The sequence below is a fragment of the Nocardiopsis deserti genome (genome assembly GCF_008638355.1).
Lineage (GTDB): Bacteria > Actinomycetota > Actinomycetes > Streptosporangiales > Streptosporangiaceae > Nocardiopsis > Nocardiopsis alborubida.
Genome location: NZ_ML703348.1, coordinates 187,754 through 204,831, shown reverse-complemented (window position 1 = coordinate 204,831; position 17,078 = coordinate 187,754). Strand labels below are relative to the sequence as shown.

At 74.0% G+C, this 17,078-nt stretch carries 13 protein-coding genes; 9 read left to right on the top strand and 4 right to left on the bottom strand.

The features are described 5' to 3' along the window. Nucleotides 1–40: 40 nt before the first annotated feature. The 4 genes from FYW99_RS03735 to FYW99_RS03720 form a co-directional block, all read right to left on the bottom strand. Nucleotides 41–3,028: an AAA family ATPase gene (locus FYW99_RS03735; RefSeq protein WP_150250258.1), complete on the bottom strand. Its 2,988-nt coding sequence runs from the start codon at nucleotides 3,026–3,028 to the stop codon at nucleotides 41–43. Next, the gene (locus FYW99_RS03730; protein ID WP_223838687.1) at nucleotides 3,028–4,185 is read right to left on the bottom strand and encodes an exonuclease SbcCD subunit D; all 1,158 of its coding nucleotides are present in this window, start codon (nucleotides 4,183–4,185) and stop codon (nucleotides 3,028–3,030) included. The genes FYW99_RS03735 and FYW99_RS03730 overlap by 1 nt, the downstream gene beginning before the upstream one ends. Nucleotides 4,186–4,278: 93 nt before the next feature. After that, nucleotides 4,279–4,938: an O-methyltransferase gene (locus FYW99_RS03725; protein ID WP_150250256.1), complete on the bottom strand. Its 660-nt coding sequence runs from the start codon at nucleotides 4,936–4,938 to the stop codon at nucleotides 4,279–4,281. Nucleotides 4,939–5,087: 149 nt separating this feature from the next. Further along, nucleotides 5,088–5,801 carry a metal-dependent hydrolase gene (locus FYW99_RS03720; protein ID WP_150250254.1) on the bottom strand — a complete coding sequence of 238 codons (714 nt, stop codon included), beginning with the start codon at nucleotides 5,799–5,801 and terminating at the stop codon, nucleotides 5,088–5,090. 413 nt (nucleotides 5,802–6,214) lie between these two features. Between FYW99_RS03720 and FYW99_RS03715 the strand changes: the two genes are divergently transcribed. The 9 genes from FYW99_RS03715 (at nucleotide 6,215) to egtC (ending at nucleotide 17,063) form a co-directional block, all read left to right on the top strand. Further along, complete coding sequence (locus tag FYW99_RS03715; protein ID WP_150250252.1) at nucleotides 6,215–8,161, top strand: ABC transporter substrate-binding protein; 1,947 nt, start codon at nucleotides 6,215–6,217, stop codon at nucleotides 8,159–8,161. Continuing rightward, complete coding sequence (locus FYW99_RS03710; protein WP_150250250.1) at nucleotides 8,158–9,228, top strand: ABC transporter permease; 1,071 nt, start codon at nucleotides 8,158–8,160, stop codon at nucleotides 9,226–9,228. Before FYW99_RS03715 ends, FYW99_RS03710 begins: the two co-directional genes overlap by 4 nt. Beyond that, a complete protein-coding gene (locus FYW99_RS03705; RefSeq protein ID WP_150250248.1) occupies nucleotides 9,225–10,292 on the top strand; it encodes an ABC transporter permease in 1,068 nt (355 codons plus the stop codon). Before FYW99_RS03710 ends, FYW99_RS03705 begins: the two co-directional genes overlap by 4 nt. Then, the gene (locus tag FYW99_RS03700; protein WP_150250246.1) at nucleotides 10,289–11,311 is read left to right on the top strand and encodes an ABC transporter ATP-binding protein; all 1,023 of its coding nucleotides are present in this window, start codon (nucleotides 10,289–10,291) and stop codon (nucleotides 11,309–11,311) included. The genes FYW99_RS03705 and FYW99_RS03700 overlap by 4 nt, the downstream gene beginning before the upstream one ends. Nucleotides 11,312–11,345: 34 nt before the next feature. Continuing rightward, nucleotides 11,346–12,425, top strand: coding sequence for an ABC transporter ATP-binding protein (locus tag FYW99_RS03695; protein ID WP_150250245.1), 1,080 nt, complete (start codon nucleotides 11,346–11,348; stop codon nucleotides 12,423–12,425). A 146-nt stretch (nucleotides 12,426–12,571) separates the two neighbouring features. Continuing rightward, nucleotides 12,572–13,483, top strand: coding sequence for an arylamine N-acetyltransferase family protein (locus FYW99_RS03690; protein ID WP_150250243.1), 912 nt, complete (start codon nucleotides 12,572–12,574; stop codon nucleotides 13,481–13,483). A 213-nt stretch (nucleotides 13,484–13,696) separates the two neighbouring features. Next, complete coding sequence (gene egtA, locus FYW99_RS03685; protein WP_150250242.1) at nucleotides 13,697–14,983, top strand: ergothioneine biosynthesis glutamate--cysteine ligase EgtA; 1,287 nt, start codon at nucleotides 13,697–13,699, stop codon at nucleotides 14,981–14,983. Further along, nucleotides 14,980–16,320, top strand: coding sequence for an ergothioneine biosynthesis protein EgtB (gene egtB / locus FYW99_RS03680; protein ID WP_150250240.1), 1,341 nt, complete (start codon nucleotides 14,980–14,982; stop codon nucleotides 16,318–16,320). The genes egtA and egtB overlap by 4 nt, the downstream gene beginning before the upstream one ends. Then, nucleotides 16,320–17,063, top strand: a complete 744-nt coding sequence (gene egtC, locus FYW99_RS03675; protein WP_150250238.1) for an ergothioneine biosynthesis protein EgtC — start codon at nucleotides 16,320–16,322, stop codon at nucleotides 17,061–17,063. The genes egtB and egtC overlap by 1 nt, the downstream gene beginning before the upstream one ends. Nucleotides 17,064–17,078: the final 15 nt, after the last annotated feature.

The following is a 17,078-nucleotide window of genomic DNA, read 5'->3' as shown; positions in this document are numbered from 1 at the left end:
CCGAAGCGGAGGTGCCCGGATCCGGGGTGGACGTGCGCGGTCAGCCGGTGTGCTCCACCCGCGAGCCCGCCGCCGTCTTGACCACCCTCAGGCGGGTGGACACCCTCTGCCGCAGGTCGGCGACGTGGCTCACCACGCCCACCGCCCGTCCGCCGTCCCGCAGCCGGTCCAGGACGTCCAGTACCTCCTCCAGGGTGTCCTCGTCCAGCGTGCCGAACCCCTCGTCCACGAACAGCGTGTCGATGTCGGCGCCGCCCGCCTCGGCGCTGGCCACGTCACCCAGCCCCAGGGCCAGCGCCAGCGAGCTGAAGAACGTCTCCCCTCCCGAGAGCGTGGCCGGGTCGCGCTCCACTCCCGTCCAGGCGTCGACCACCCGCATGCCCAGGCCCCCGGCCGAGCGCGCGCGCCCGTCCCCGGCGGCCTTGTCCACCGTGTAGCGCAGCTCGTACCGGCCGTCCGACATCGTCACCAGCCGGTCGTTGGCGGCGGCCACCACCTGCTCCAGGCGGGCCGCCAGCACGTACGCCGACAGGCGCACGTTGTCGGCGTTGTCGGAGGAGGTCCCGGCGGTCAGGCCGCGCAGCCCCTCGGCCACCGCGTAGCGGCGCAGCGCCGGTTCGCAGTCCCGCAACCGCAGGACGAGCTCCTCGCGCAGGGAGGCGAGCCGACGCGCTCGCTCCTCCAGCATGCTCCGCCAGGCCACCGCGCGGTCGGCGGCCTCCGACGCGGTCCGCGCGGCGGCGGCCAGTTCCTCCGGGTCCGGGACGGGAAGCCCCCCGGCCGCGGCCAGCTCCGGGTCGGCCAGCGACGCCTCGACGGCGGCCAGGGCGCCGTCGAAGGAGCGGGCGCGCTCGCGCAGCGCGCGGCGCCGCTCCTCGTCCAGCGCGGCCTCCCACACCCCGGCCTCGTCGGCGAACCGGGCGTCGGCCCGCTGCCGCTCGGCCTCGGCGACGGCGGTGCGCAGTTCGTCGGCCGCGCGGTCGCGGTTGACGGCCGCCTCGGCCGCGGCGCGCAGCAGGTCGGCCTCGCCGCCCAGCCTGGCGATCCGCTCGTCCAGTCCGGCGTCGTCCCCGCGCGCCCGGTCCAGCAGCGCGGTCAGCCTCCCGTGCTCGCGGACGGCGTTGTCCCGGTCGGCCCCGACCTGGGCCTCCTGCCGGGTCAGCTCGCCCTCGCGGGTACGGGCGCGCTCCAGGTCGCCGGTGACGCGCTCCAGCTCCTCCTCCACCCGCCGGGCCTCACCGGCGGCGGCCCGGGCCTCCGCCAGCGCCGCGGCGTGCGCCTCCACCTCCTCGCGGACGGTGTCGGCGGTGCCGTCCTCGGCGCGCTCCCGCGCGGCGGTGCGCCGCTCCCGCAGGGCCACCACGGCGCTCTCGGCCTCCGTACGGCGGGAGGCGGCGGTGTCGGCGGCCGTCTGGGCCCGTCGCTCCTCCTCGGCCGAGACCAGGCCCTCCCCGGAGGGCCGGGCGGGGGAGGGGTGCTCCAGCGATCCGCACACCGCGCACGGCTCTCCGTCGGCCAGCCCGGACGCCAGTTCGGCGGCCATGTGGGTGATCCGGCGCTCGCGCAGGTCGAGGGCGCGGTCGCGGGCGGTCTGCGCCTCGTCCACGGCCCCGCGGTAGCGCTCCTGCGCCTCCGCGAGCTCCCGGCCCAGCCGCTCGTACTCCGCGGCGGCGTCGAGGCGCCTGCGGGCGGCGGCCAGGGCGGTCTCGGCGGCCCCCTCCTGCCCGGCCTGCTCGTGGAGGCGCCGCAGCTCGGCGGTCAGCGCCTCCACCCGGGGCGGAAGGGAGGCAGCCAGTGCGCGCTGGCGCTCCAGCTGCGCGGCGATCTCGTCCAGGCGTGCGGTGAACGCGGTGACGGAGCGGCCCAGTGACCGGCGGCGCTCGGCGTCCGCGCGCAGCGCGTCCAGGCGGGCCAGCTCGTCCCGGCGCTCCTGCTCGGCGGCGCCCAGCTCCTCCCGCGGCACCGCCGCGTCGGGCCGCGCGGAGAAACCGGGCAGCCCGCCCACCAGGGCCAGGTGGTCGGCGACGGCCAGCTCGGCCTTGTCCAGCTCGGTGCGGCGGTTGTCGCGGGCGCGCAGGAAGGGCAGCACCGACTCGGCGCGCTCGGCGTCGTCGAGCTGGGCGTCGATCGCGGCCCGCCACGCGGTGTGCTCGGCCAGCTGGGCGCGGCGCCGACGGGCGTCGGCCAGCCGTTCCTGGCGGACGCGCAGATCACGCCCCTCGGCCAGGGCCCGCTGGGCGTCCTCGCGGGCCCCGGTGAACTCCCCGGCCACCTGTCCGGCGTCGTGTGCGGTCGCGGCGGTGACGACGGCCAGCTCCGCGGCCCAGGCCGACAGCTCCTCGGGCGGTTCGGGGGCCCGGGAGCGGCCGACCTCGGCGATCCGGTCCGCGACCGCGCGCACCTGCCCGTTGGCCGTCCGGACCTCGTGTTCGAGCCGTCTGGCGTGCGCGCCCAGCCACGTCTCCACGTCCCGGAACAGCCGGGTGTTGAAGATGCGCTCCAGGGACTCGCGGCGCTCCTCGGACTTGGCGCGCAGGAACCGCGCGAAGTCACCCTGGGGGAGCATGACGGTCTGGCAGAACTGCGCGAGGGTCAGGCCCAGGAGGTCGTTGACGAACTGCCCCGCCTCGTCGGGGCGGGTGGTGACGCCCTCCCACCTGCCGCCGGTGAACTCCTTGACGACGACCTTGGTGTTCTGCGACACCGTGCCGGTGCCCCGTTTCTTGGGGCGGTCCCAGCGCGGCTTGCGCTCGATCCAGATACGGCGTCCCTGGATCGTGAACTCCAGGACCACCCGGGGTTCGGCGTCCAGCGGCGCGTGGTCGCTCTTGGGGGAGCGGTCCTTGCCGCGGGCGCCCGGCACGCTGCCGTACAGGGCGAAGCACACCGCGTCCAGCACGGTGGTCTTGCCCGCGCCGGTGGGGCCGTGGATGAGGAAGAGCCCGCCCGCGCTGAGGCGGTCGAAGTCCACCTTCTCGGTGCCCGCGAAGGGGCCGAACGCCTGGACGGTGAGGGTGTGCAGCCGCATCAGCGCGTCCCCTCCTGGAGCCGGACCTGCTCGACGGCGGTGTTCACGAGGGCCTCCTCCTCAGGGGTGGCGGGGGTGCCGCGGGCCCACTCCACGAAGTCGCCGACCACCTGGCGCTCGCTGCGGTCGGCGACGGAGGCGGCGACCGGACGGGTGTCGGCGGCGCCGCCCTCGGGGGCGAAGTCCAGGACCAGCACGTGGGGGAAGCGTTCGCGCAGCCGGTCCATGGGGTGGGCGGGCCGGCGCGGGTCGGTCAGGGTGATCTGGAGCCAGTGGCCGGTGCGGGACTCCCACTCGGGACGGGTGAGCAGGTCCTCGATCCGGCCGCGGATCCGGGCCAGCGGGCGGGGGACGGGCGCCGCGGCGAACTCGGCGCCCGCGAGGCCGTCGGCGTCCAGGTCCACCAGCCAGTAGCCCTTGACGTGGTGCTCCTCGGAGAAGGAGTAGGCCAGCGGGCTGCCCGAGTAGCGCACGGACGGGGTGATGGTCTGCCGCCCGTGCAGGTGGCCCAGGGCCACGTAGTCCACCCCGTCGTAGACCGGGACCGGCACGTGCGAGGCGCCGCCCACGGAGATGTCGCGTTCGCTGTCGGAGGGCTCACCACCGGTCACGAACGCGTGCGAGAGGACCACCGACCGGGTGCCGGGCCGCTCGGCGAGGTCGGCGCGGACCAGGTCCATGGCGTGCCCGAGGGCCGCCGCGTGCCCCCGCTCGGGCAGGTCCCAGTGGTGGCGCGCGATCTCCGGTTCCAGGTAGGGGATGCCGTAGAAGGCCACGGGTCCGTGCTCGTCCTCGATGACCACGGGGGTGCCGACGCCGTCCAGGGAGCTGCGCAGGTGGACGCCGGAGGCGTCGATGAGGCCGGTGGCGAAGGACATCCGCGCCATGGAGTCGTGGTTGCCGCTGATGAGGACGGCCCGGGCCCCGGTCTCGCGGATCCGCCCCAGGGCGCGGTCGAAGAGCCGGACCGCGTCCACCGACGGCAGGGCGCGGTCGTAGAGGTCGCCGGCCACGACCACCACGTCGACCCGGTGTTCGCGGATCGTCTCCACGAGGTGGTCGAGGAAGGTGGCCTGGGCGTCGACGAGGTTCTCGCGGTGGAAGGAGCGGCCCAGGTGCCAGTCGGAGGTGTGCAGCAGGCGCATGGCACTGGACACTACCGAAGCCTGGCGCTCCGCGTGCGGACAAGAGCCGCCCTGTGGACGACCTCCGGGGCGGCGTTCGCCGTGGTGCTTCAGTGCGTCGGGGCGTCAGTGCTTGCGGGCGAGGGTGAGGCCGTCGCCGATGGGCAGCAGAACCTGTGTGACGCGGTCGTCGGAGACCAGCCGGTCGTTGAAGTCGCGGATCCCCCGCACGGCCGCCGACGTGTTCTCGTGGTCCACGACCCGCCCGTGGGAGAGGGTGTTGTCGGCCAGGATCAGGCCGCCCGGCCGGACGCGGGGGACCAGCTCCTCCCAGTAGCCGACGTAGCCCTCCTTGTCGGCGTCCACGAAGGCCAGGTCGAACCGCGGCTCCTCGGGCAGCGCCCGCAGTGACTCCAGGGCAGGGCCCAGCCTCAGGGTGATCCTGTCCGCGACCCCGGCGCGCTCCCAGTACCGCCGCGCCACGGAGGTCCACTCCTCGCTGACGTCCAGGGCCAGGAGGCGACCGCCCTCGGGGAGGCCGCGCGCGAAGCAGATCGACGAGTAGCCGGTGAAGGTCCCGATCTCCACCACCTCCCGTGCTCCGCAGATCCGGGTGAGCATCGTGGTGAAGGCGCCCTGCTCGGGGCCGATCTGCATGCCCCGGTGGTCGGGGAACAGCCGCGCGGTCTCCTCGGCCAGGTCCGCCAGGACCTCGTCCACGGGCTCGCTGTGCTCGACGACGTAGGCGTGCAGTTCGGGGCTGAGGCCCTCTGTGGTTCGTGTCACGCCCGACAGCCTAGGCCAGCCGGGGCCCGGCGGACAGGTGCCGGGCCGTTCCGGGGGCAGTCCGAGCGCGGCCTCGGCGGGAGCGGACCTCGTCGGAGGGCCCGCGCGCTCCCCCGGGGGGCGCTGGCGCGGAACGCCCCATCTGCCCTCTAGTACTCGGGCATCAGCGCGGGCCAGTCGAAGAGGTAGATCGTCCCCACGATGACGCCGATGGTCAGCAGCGGGGTGACGAACTTCTGCTCGACCGGGCCGTCGGTGACGAAACCCTTCCCCTGGCCGAAGCGCTTCTTGAAGAAGGGCCAGAAGATCGGCACGCCCATCTTGGTGATCATGTCGCCGAAGAAGTGCAGGACCACGCCGAAGGCCACCGCCAGGCCCAGCCAGCTGTAGTTCACCCCGGCGGTGAACAGCGCCAGCGTGATGCCCGCCGTGGCCATCGCGTTGATGACCCCTGACGCGACCTTGTTCTTGTCCAGGCCGAAGCCCAGGCCCTGGAGGGCGATACCGATCAACAGGAACACGAAGACCTGGACGGCCAACTGCGACCACAGCGCCAACAGCTGTACCAGCACGCCCATGAGCACCGCGAAGAAGAACGAGTGCGTTCCCATCCGGTGCCCGCCGAACAGGAAGCCGAGCATGCCGCTCAGCACCTCGGTGACCTTGCCGTAGGTCTTGGTCACCGTGGCGCTCTTGTGGTCCAGATCGGGCAGCAGGGCCGCACCGGCGCAGACCAGGGCACCGGCGATGACCTCACCGGGACCCAGGTGGAAGCTGAGTCCAAGGAATTCCCTGCCCTGGACCAGCGGAACGACCGCCATCCAGCCAACCACGCCGCTCAGTGCGTGCGAGTGCCCCATCATGGCGGGAACCGTAGCGGAGTACGGCATTCACTGCCAACGCGGGGTGTCCGCCGACGGCACGCCGGTCACCCAGCGCACACGGCCTGCTCCTCCGCGGCCCTCCGGGCGGCGCCCTGTCGCCACCCAGCGTGTGTCCGCGACCCCTCTCCGTGCTGTCACGGGCCCTCTGTGTGCCTTTTCGCGTCCCTTCCGTGCCCGTTCCGCACTCCGACCGCCCTTTTCCCGCGTGTCCCGGACATTTCCGGTGACGGTTTCCGGACGTCTTTCCGGCGGCATTCTCCGGGCCGAATCCAAACCGATGTCGCGGCGCTCCACGAAGGTCATTGACGCTCGTCGCCGTCCGTTGGTAAACAACCACCAACCCCCAGGTGGCGTGCCACCGACCCACGATCCTCTGACAGGAGGGGCCGCACATGAACGCCCACCACCCTCCCCCCGGTTCCCTCGTGCGACGCGCCGCCCTCCCCCTCGGTGCCCTCGCCCGCACGCTCCTCGGCGGTACCGCCCCCCACCGGGCGCCCTCCTCCCGTCACGCCCTCCTCCGCCGCGCCGCCGCCACGACCGCCGCCCTGTTCCTCCTCGCGGGCACCACCGCCGTCCCCCTCCCGGCGCAGCCCGCCTCCGCGGACACCTCCGACGGCGAGACCCTCAGCATCGCCACCGCCCAGCAGGTGGACTCCTTCAACCCCTTCACCGCGCAGCTCGCGATCACCACCAACGTCCTGCGGCACGTCTACGACTCCCTCGTCACGGTCGACCCCCAGACCAACCAGCCCGCCCCCTCCCTCGCCGAGTCCTGGGAGTCCAGCGACGACGGCCTCACCTGGACCTTCCACCTGCGCGAGGGCGTCCAGTTCTCCGACGGCGAGCCCCTGACCGCCGACGACGTGGTCTGGACCTTCACCACCATGATGGAGAACGAGGCCGCGGCCGTCGCCAACGGCAACTACGTCTCCGGCTTCGAGTCGGTCACCGCCGAGGACGACCACACCGTGGTCGTCGAACTCGACCAGCCCCAGGCCACCATGACCTCCCTCAACGTCCCGATCGTCCCCAGGCACGTCTGGGAGCCGATCCTGGAGCGGGAGGGCGACGCCTTCGCCGACTACGGCAACGAGGACTTCCCGACCGTCGGCAGCGGTCCCTTCGTCCTCACCGGCCACGACCGGGGCCGCTCCATCACGCTGGAGGCCAACCCCGACCACTGGCGCGGCGCCCCCGGCTTCGAGCGGATCGTCCTGCGCTACTACTCCGAGAAGGACGCGGCGGTGGAGGCGCTGCGCAGCGGCGAGGTCTCCTTCGTCTACGAACTCACCCAGGCGCAGGCAGCCGCTCTGGAGTCGGCGGAGGACATCGAGGTCAACACCGCCGACGGCAAGCGCTTCCAGGCCTTCACCATCAACCCCGGCGCGGTCACCCAGGACGGTGAGGAGTTCGGCGACGGGCACCCCGCCCTCGCCGACCGCACCCTGCGCCAGGCCATCGTCATGGCCATCGACAACCAGGAGATCGTCGACAAGGGGCACGGCGGCGAGGCCGTGGCCGCGGGCGGCTACATCCCGCCCCGCTACGAGGACTTCCACTGGGCGCCCGAGGGCGAGGAGGCGGTCCTGGACTTCGACCCCGAGGCGGCCAACACGATGCTCGACGAGGCCGGGTACGAGCGGGGCGAGGACGGCGTGCGCGTCTCCCCCGACGGCGACCGCCTCGAACTGCGCATGCACGTGCACCAGGACCGCCCCGACAACGTCAACACCGGGCTGGTCCTCGTCGAGCGCCTGGCCGACATCGGCATCGAGGTGGAGAACCTCACCGTCGACCCCGGCGTGCTCAGCGACGCCCTCTTCGCGGGCGAGTACGACCTCATCTTCACCGGCTGGACGGTCAACCCCGACCCCGACTACGTGCTGAGCATCCACACCTGCGGCGCGCTGCCCACCGAGCCGGGCACCATGCAGGGCGACGCCTACTTCTGCGACGAGGAGTACGACGAGCTCTACGAGGCCCAGCTCGCCGAGTACGACCGCCAGGCCCGCGCGGAGATCATCCACCAGCTCCAGGAGGTCCTCTACCGCGAGGCCGTCGTGAACGTGCTGGCCTACCCCAACATCATGGAGGCCTACCGCACCGACCACATCGCCTCCATCCAGTACGAGCCCGCCGAGGGCGGCAACATCTGGGGCCAGGACGGCTACTGGGCCTGGTGGTCGGCCGAACCCGCGGCCGAGCGGGCCGCGGGCGCCGCCTCCGGGCCCTCCGCCGGGGTCTGGATCGGCGTCGGGGCCGCCGTGCTCGTCCTCGCCGCGGTCGGGGGCTTCCTGCTGCTGCGCCGACGTTCCACCATGGAGGACCGCGAGTGACCACTGCTCCCACCGCCGCGGGAGGCCCGCCCGGGGAGGACAAGCGCGGCGGCCCCTCCCCGGCGGAACCCGCCGGGCCGGGCCGCGCCCGGCGCGCCGCGCGCTACGTGGCCGGACGGCTGACGACCGCGGCGGTCTCCCTGGCCGCCGTGGTCGTCGCCGGGTTCTTCCTCTTCCGGATCCTGCCCGGCGACCCCGTCCGCGCCATGACCGAGGGCCGCGAGGTCAGCGCCGAGCAGCGCGAGGAGCTGCGCCGCCAGTTCGGGCTCGACGAGCCGCTGTGGCAGCAGTTCCTCGACTACGCGGTCGGCCTGCTCCGCCTCGACCTCGGCACGTCCTTCCAGTACCGCGAGCCCGTCACCGAGCTCATCCTGGACCGGCTCGGCCCGACCATCCTGCTCGCCGGGACCGGCACGGTCGTCGCCGCGCTGCTGGGCCTGTTCCTGGGCGCCCGGGCGGGTTGGAGGCCGGGCAGCCGCTCCGACCGGGCCAACACCGCCGTCGCCCTGTTCTTCTGGTCGGTGCCCACGTTCTGGCTCGGCCTGCTGCTCATCGTCTTCCTGGCCTCCGGGCGCGGGTCCGTGCCCGGCATGTTCCCGACCGGCGGCATGGTCGACCCCCGCACCGGCGGGGGCCTGGAGACCGTGCTGAACACCGCCTGGCACATGGTGCTGCCCGTCACCACCATGGTCGCGGTCATCTACGCCCAGTACCTGATGATCATGCGCTCCTCGCTCATGGACGAGAAGGGCGCCGACTACCTCACCACCGCGCGCGCCAAGGGCCTGCGCGACGCCCTGGTGCGCCGCAGGCACGCCGTGCCCAACGCCCTGCTGCCCACGGTGACGCTCCTCTTCCTCAACCTCGGACAGGTCGTGTCCGGGGTGATCCTCGTGGAGACCGTGTTCTCCTGGCCCGGCCTCGGACAGCTCTTCTACTCCGGCCTGCGCGTACCCGACCTCGGCCTCGTCCAGGGCCTGTTCGTGGTGTTCGCGGCCTCGGTGATCCTCATGAACCTGCTCGCCGACCTGGTGTACCCGCTGCTCGACCCCCGGGTACGCCCGTGAACGCCCCCGCCGGGACGCCCGGCAGCCCGAGCGACGGGGAGAACAGCCCCTCCGTCCGGTCCGAGGGCCACGACGGCGGTCCCGCGGGTCCCGGCGGCCGACCCACCGGGGGAGGCACCGCCACGGCGACCGCGCCGCCGCCGACCACACCGCCCTCGCCCCGCGCCCTCGCCCGCAGACGCCGCCAGGAGGCCCTGCGCCGCTTCACCCGCGAGTACACCCGCAACCGCGCCGGGATGGTCGGCCTGACCGCGCTGCTGGCCATCGGCGCCCTGGCCCTGACCGCGCCGCTCTTCGTCGACCAGGCCGACCTCACCGTCACCGGCGCGCCCGGCACCGCCTACCAGCCGCCCAGCGCCCGGTTCCCGCTCGGCACCGACAACTTCGGCCGCTCCATCCTGGACCTGGTCGTCTGGGGCTCGCGGGTCTCGCTCACGGTGGGCTTCCTGGCCACGGCCGTCTCCGTGGTCCTGGGCACCCTGGTCGGGGTCACCGCCGGGCACTTCGGCGCCTCCGGCGGCCCCGCGGGGCGGTTCGTGTCCTCGGCGCTCATGCGCGTCACCGACTGGTTCCTGGTCCTGCCCACGCTCGTCCTGGCCGTGGCGCTGGCCGCCGTGCTGCCGCGCGGCACCGGAACCATCATCATCGCCATCGGCCTGACCGTCTGGCCCGCCACGGCACGCCTGGTGCGCGCCCAGACCCTCGCGGTGGAGGCGCGCCCCTACGTGGAACGGGCCCGCGCCCTGGGAGGCGGCCACGGCCACGTCATGCTCTGGCACGTCCTGCCCAACGTCATGCCGGTCGTGCTCGCCCAGACCACCCTGCTCGTGGCCACCTCGATCATCGCCGAGTCCACGCTGGCCTTCCTGGGCGTGGGAGACCCCACCACGATCTCCTGGGGAGGCATCCTGGACGCGGCCCGCAACGCGGGCGCGATCAGCTCCGGGATCTGGTGGTACATGGTCCCGCCCGGTCTGGCGATCGCCGTGGTCGCGCTGTCCTTCACGCTGTGCGGCCGGGCCCTCGAATCCGTCATCAACCCGCGACTCCGGGAGCAGCGTTGACCTCCCTCCTCGACGTCCGCGACCTGCACGTCACCTACAGCACGGGCGGCGGCGACGTCCCCGCCGTACGCGGCGTGGACCTGTCCCTGGACCCCGGTGACACCCTTGGCCTGGCGGGGGAGTCCGGCAGCGGCAAGTCCACCGTGGCCCTGGCCCTGCTGCGCCTGCTGCCCGAGACCGCGCGCATCTCCGGCGAGGTGCTGCTGGAGGGCGAGAACGTCCTGGACATGCGCTGGGGCCGCCTGCGCGCGGTCCGCTGGGCGGGCGCCTCCATCGTCTTCCAGGGCGCCATGCACTCGCTCAACCCGGTCCGGCGGATCGGACAGCAGATCGCCGAGCCGATGGGCGTGCACGGCACCGTCCCCGCGGCGGAGGCGCCCGCCCGTGTCGCCGCCCTCCTCGAACAGGTCGGCCTGCCCGCCTCCCGCGCCCGCGACTACCCCCACCAGCTGTCCGGCGGGCAGCGCCAGCGGGCCATGATCGCGATGGCGCTGGCCTGCGAGCCGCGTCTGGTCATCGCCGACGAGGCCACCACCGCCCTGGACGTGATGATCCAGGCCCAGATCCTGACCCTGCTGCGGCGGCTCGTCGCCGAGCACGGCATCGGCATGCTGATGATCAGCCACGACCTGTCGGTCCTGGCCTCGACCTGCGACCGGGTCGCGGTCATGTACGCGGGCCGGGTCGTGGAGCAGGGACCGGCGCGGGAGGTCGTGCACGAGCCCGCGCACCCCTACGCCAGCGCGCTCAGCGCCGCCTTCCCGCGTATCGGCGACCCGGCCTCGCGCCTGGCGCCCCGGGGCCTGCCCGGCGATCCGCCCGATCCCGCGGACCCGCCCTCGGGCTGTGTGTTCCGACCGCGCTGCGCGGTGGTCGAGACCGTGTGCGCCACGGTCGACCCGCCCCTGTGGCCGGTGGACCCCGACACCGAGGGCGCGTCCACCCGGCAGGCGGCGTGCGTGCACGTGGGCCCCGCCCGGCCGCTGACCGCCACCGGGGACGACGGGGGCCGTCCGTGACCGCGACCGCCGCACCCACCGAGGAGACGCGCCCGTGAGCACCACCGAGACCGACTCCCACGAGACACCGCCCACCCGCGGGGAGGAGGCGGCCCCCGTCCTGAGCGCCCGGGGGGTGGAGGTCGCCTTCGCGGCCGGGTTCGCCCCCGGCGGGGGCCGGGGCACCGCCCGCGCCGTGGACGGCGTCAACCTCGACGTCTCCGCGGGGGAGATCGTGGCCCTGGTGGGGGAGTCCGGCTGCGGCAAGACCACCCTGGCCCGCGTCCTGCTGGGCCTGGAACGGCCCACGGGCGGCGACGTGGCCTTCGAGGGCGCCCCGCTGCGCTACGGCTCCCGTGACATGCGCCGCTACCGTCGGCGGGTGCAGCTGGTGCAGCAGGACCCCACCGGTTCGCTCAACCCGCGCCGCACCGTCTACGAGTCCGTGGCCGAGGGGCTGCGCATCCACGAGGGCACCGTGTCCGACGAGTCCGAGCGGGTCGGCGCGGCGCTGTCCAAGGCGGGCCTGCGCCCGCCGGACCGGTTCTTCCCCCGCTACCCGCACGAGCTGTCGGGCGGCCAGCGCCAGCGCGTGGTGATCGCCGGGGCGCTCATCCTGGACCCCGAGGTGCTGGTGGCCGACGAGCCGGTGGCCTCCCTGGACGCGTCGGTGCGCGGCGAGATCCTGCGGCTGCTCCTGGACCTGCGCGCCGACCTGGGGCTGTCGGCCCTGGTGGCCACGCACGACCTGGGCCTGGCCTGGAACATCGCCGACCGGGTCGCGGTGATGTACCTGGGGCGCGTGGTGGAGCTGGGCACCGTGGAGGAGGTCCTGGCCGCCCCGGCCCACCCCTACACCCGGGCGCTGCTGTCGGTGCTGCCGGAGGCGGAGGGGGAACCGGTGGTGCTCTCCGGGGAGCCGCCGGACCCCAAGCGGGTGCCCCGGGGCTGCCGTTTCCACCCGCGCTGTCCGGTGCTGGCCTCCGGCGAGGCCGAGCGCGCCGGGGTGGCCGACCGCTGCCGCACCGTGGACCCGGCGATCCTGGCGGGCGGTGCCGAGCGGCGGGTGGCCTGCCACTGGGCGGCGTCCGACGCCACCGGCCGTGTGCGCGAGGGGGAACCGGCCTCAGGCTGAGGCGGTGCGAGGCCTCCTCCGCCGCGCTGACCACGGACGTCTCCACGTCCTCCCTTTCCATTCCCGCTTTCCGTGACCGTTTTCGGACAGGAGAAGAGAGTGATTCGTCCGGAATAGGGCTTTTATGGGGCAGGTTTGGGATCGACATGACGCACGAAACCTTTGCCTCCGACACCCTGGCCCCCGCGCCACGGCCCTCCCTCTTCACCACCGACCGCGACTTCTGGCACGGCCGGGAACTGGACCTGGACGCCTACCTGGCCCGCGTGGGCCTGTCCGGCGACCTGCCGCCCACCCTGGAGACCCTGCGCGCCGTGCACCGCGCGCACCTGGCCGCCATCCCCTTCGAGAACCTCCAGCTCGTCCTGGGCCGCCCCGTCCCGCTGGACGTCCCCGCGCTGGTGGACAAGATGGTCCTGGGACCCAGAGGCGGTTACTGCTACGAGCAGAACCTGCTGTTGGCGGCCGTGCTGGACCGGCTGGGCTTCTCCGTCACCGGCTTCGCCGCCCGTGTGCTCTCCGGCGGCGCGGGAGCCCCGCGCCCGGCCACGCACGCCCTGCTGCGGGTGGACCTGGAGGAGGGGCCGTGGCTGGCCGACGTCGGCTTCGGCGGGGGCGGCCTGCTGGAGCCGGTCCCCTTCGCCGACGGCCACCAGGAGGTCCAGGGCGGCTGGGGCCTGCGGCTGGACCGCGTGTCCGAGGTGGGCGAGGACGAGTGGCTGCTGCGCTCCTTCGACGGCCGCGGCTGGCGTCCGCTCTACTCCTTCGCGGCCACCGCGATGGTGCGCCAGGACTACGCCGTCTTCAGCCACCACCTGGTCACCCACCCGCGCTCCCCGTTCCTGGGCAGGCTGATGGTCCAGCGCATCGGACCGGGCGCCCAGCACGTGCTGATGAACACCACTCTGACCACCACCGCGCCCGACGGCACCCGCACGGAACGCGAGGTGCCCGTGGAGGAGGTGGGACAGGTGTTGCAGGAGGTGTTCGGTATCGGCCTTGACCAGGACGAACGGTCCGTCATCGAGAGGCGTCTCCGGGAGTTCACCATGGTGTGACCGGCATCACACAGCGGTGGGTGGGGGCGCGCCCACCCACCGCGACGTCCCTCACCACCTGGCCTCCCGCCGCCCAGGCTCCCCGTCCGTATCGGGAGTGTCGCGGCAACAGCGGAGATTCATGGACATCGCGCACGTTCGGCATGAGGACCGGATGGGCAGGATCATCGGGGCGCCGCCCGGCGGGGGCGGCCGCTCGCGAGGGGACAGCCCATGGCCCACCACATGACCACGGAAGACGTCCACGAGTACATCAACGGCGTCTGTTTCAAGACCGGCCCTCCCGGCAAGGTCGGAGCCGAGGCCGAATGGCTGGTCGCCGACTCCGCGGACCCGACCGCACCCGTTCCCGTCGACCGCCTCGCGGCCCTGGTGGAGTCCTGCGGCCCACCGCCCTCGGGGAGCGGCGTCACCTTCGAACCCGGCGGACAGCTCGAACTCAGCTCGCCCGCCCTTCCGGGACCGGCCCGGGCGCACGCGGCGCTCTCCGCCGACCTGGACCACATCGGCAAGGCCCTCGCCGAGGCCGGGCTCCACCTGGTCGAGACGGCCCTCGACCCCGTGCGTCCGCCCCGGCGCCAGCTCCGGGAAGCCCGGTACACGGCCATGGAGCGCTTCTTCGCCCATCACCGCCAGCCCAGCGGCTACACCATGATGTGCAGCACCGCCTCGCTCCAGGTGTGCCTGGACACGGGGAAGGATGCCGACGACGTCCGCGACCGCTGGGAACTCGTCCACCGGCTCGGCCCGATGCTCGTCGCCGCCTTCGCCAACTCCGCCGTCTGGCGGGGCCGACCCACCGGGTGGAAGTCCACCCGCTGGGCGATCTGGGCGGCCACCGACGCCTCCCGCACCCGGTCCGTCCTGGACTCCGGCAGCCCCGCCGACCCCGCCACGGCGTGGGCCGAGTACGCGCTGGCCGCCAGGGTCCTGGCGGTCCCCGCGAACGAGGGCCCCTGGACCCCCGACCCGGGTGTCACCTTCGCCCAGTGGCTCAGCGGACAGGGCCCGCGCCCGGTCACCCGGGCCGACCTGGAGTTCCACCTCAGCACCCTCTTCCCGCCCGTGCGCCCGCGCGGCTGGTGGGAGCTGCGGATGATCGACGCGCTGCCCGTGCGCTGGTGGCCGGTCCCGGTGGCGCTCGCCGCCGCCCTGGTCGACGACCCCCGCGCCCGCGCCGCGGCCGAGGAGGCCACCGAGGAACTGTGCGGGGGCCGCTTCCCCGACCGCCACCTGTGGCTGCGCTCCGCGCGCCTGGGCATGGCCGACCCCGACGTGGCCCGGTGCGCCCGCGCCTGCTTCGACGCCGCGGTCGAGGCCCTGCCCCGCATGGGCGCCGCCTCCCTGGCCGCGCTGGTCGACGACTACGCCGACCACCACACGCGACGCGGGCTCAGCCCCGCCGACACACGGCCGACCGTGCCCGGACCGCGCCCGGCGCGGGCGGAGCGCGTACGGTCCGCGGCCCCGGACCCCGGACACGCGGAAGGAGCACGGTGAACCACGAACAGGAGCTCGCCAAGGAGCGCATCGCCGCCGAACTCGACCGGGCCAGGGACCGCAGCAACGGGCTGACCCTCGACGCCCTCGACGAGGGGGAGCTGCTCGCCCAGCACTCGCCCCTGATGTCGCCGCTGGTCTGGGACCTGGCGCACGTGGGCAACTACGAGGAGCAGTGGCTGCTGCGCGCCGCCGGTGGGCGCGAGGCGCTGCGCCCGGACATCGACATCCTCTACGACGCCTTCGAGAACCCGCGCGCCGAACGGGTCAGCCTGCCGCTGCTGCGGCCCGAGGAGGCCCGCGACTACAACGCGCGCGTGCGCCGGGAGGTGCTCGACGCGCTGGAGGCCGCTGATCTCACCCGGACCGGGGCCGGCCCGGACGGCGAACGTTCCCTGCTGGACGCCGGATTCGTCTTCCACATGGTCATCCAGCACGAGCACCAGCACGGCGAGACCATGCTCGCCACCCACCAGCTCCGCAGGGGCGAGCCGGCCCTGCTGGAGGAGGCCGGGCTGGTCACCGCGCTGCGTCCGCCGGTCCGGAGCGAGGTGTTCGTACCCGAGGGCCCCTTCACCATGGGCACCGACGACGATCCGTGGGCCTACGACAACGAGCGCCCCGCACGCACCGTCGACCTGGGCCCCTACTGGATCGACACCGGACTCGTCACCAACGCCGCCTACCAGGAGTTCATGGACGACGGCGGCTACCAGACCCGCCGCTGGTGGACCCGCGACGGCTGGGAGTGGAAGGAGAGGCGGGGAGCCCTCTCCCCGGCCTTCTGGACCCGGGAGGGGACCGGGTGGTCCCGCCGCCGGTTCGGCCGCCAGGAGATGGTGCCCCCCGACGAACCCGTGCAGCACGTGTGCTTCCACGAGGCCCGGGCCTACGCCGCCTGGGCGGGCAAACGCCTGCCGAGCGAACCCGAGTGGGAGAAGGCCGCGCGGTTCGACCCGGCCAGCGGCCGGTCCCGGCGCTACCCGTGGGGCGACGCCGAGCCCGGACCCGGCCACGCCAACCTGGGCCAGCGCAGGCTCGGCCCCTCCCCGGCCGGGCTGCACCCCGACGGCGCCTCTCCGCTGGGCGTCCAGCAGCTGATCGGCGACGTGTGGGAGTGGACCTCCACCACCTTCACCGGCTACCCGGGGTTTCGCTCCTTCCCGTACGAGGACTACTCGAAGGTGTTCTTCGACGACGGGTACAAGGTGCTGCGGGGCGGTTCCTGGGCGACCCATCCCACCGCGGCCCGCGCCACGTTCCGCAACTGGGACCACCCGGTCCGACGGCAGATCTTCAGCGGGTTCCGCTGCGCGCGCGACGCGGAACCCGCCTGATGTGCCGACACCTCGCCTACCTGGGGCCGCCGCGCACGGTGCACGACCTGCTGTACGCGGCGCCCCACTCGCTGCACGTCCAGTCCTGGGCGCCGCGCATGCAGCGGTACGGCACCGTCAACGCCGACGGGTTCGGCGTCGGCTGGTACCCCCCGGGGGACGGCCGCGCCGAACCGCTGCGCTACCGCCGCGCCATGCCCGTCTGGGGTGACGCCTCCTTCGCCGACGCCGCCCGCGCCATCACCTCCGGGTGCGTGGTGGCCGCCGTGCGCGACGCCACCGTCGGGTTCGGCTCGGAGGAGTCGGGCGCCCAGCCCTTCCGCGCCGACCGGCTGCTGTTCAGCCACAACGGCGCGGTGGAGGACGACGAGGCGCTCAACGCCGCGTTCGCCTCGCCCCCGCCGCGCGGCGCGCTGGACGCCCGCGCCGCGCTCGACTCCGCGCCGCTGTTCGCGCACACCGTACGGCTGTGGCGGAACTCCCAGGACCTGTCCGCAACCCTGGCCACCGTGGTCCGGGAGGCCCGCAAGCACTCCGGGGGCCGCTACAACCTGCTGGCCAGTGACGGCGAAACCCTCGCCGCCACCGCGGCCGGGGACACCCTGTTCACCCTGCGCGAGCCGGACGGCGGGGTCTTCCTTGCCTCCGAACCCTTCGACGACGCCCCCGGATGGCGTGAGGTGCCCCAGGACTCGGTGGTCACGGCCACGGGGGAGCGCACCGAGGTCCGACCGATCGACTGACCGGCTCCGCCCATC

Coding starts and splice junctions, on each gene's coding strand:
- FYW99_RS03720 (WP_150250254.1), bottom strand. CDS start 5,801: ATGATGGGGCACTCGCACGCACTGAGCGGCGTGGTTGGCTGGATGGCG.
- FYW99_RS03715 (WP_150250252.1), top strand. CDS start 6,215: ATGAACGCCCACCACCCTCCCCCCGGTTCCCTCGTGCGACGCGCCGCC.
- FYW99_RS03735 (WP_150250258.1), bottom strand. CDS start 3,028: ATGCGGCTGCACACCCTCACCGTCCAGGCGTTCGGCCCCTTCGCGGGC.
- egtC (WP_150250238.1), top strand. CDS start 16,320: ATGTGCCGACACCTCGCCTACCTGGGGCCGCCGCGCACGGTGCACGAC.
- egtA (WP_150250242.1), top strand. CDS start 13,697: ATGGCCCACCACATGACCACGGAAGACGTCCACGAGTACATCAACGGC.
- FYW99_RS03690 (WP_150250243.1), top strand. CDS start 12,572: ATGACGCACGAAACCTTTGCCTCCGACACCCTGGCCCCCGCGCCACGG.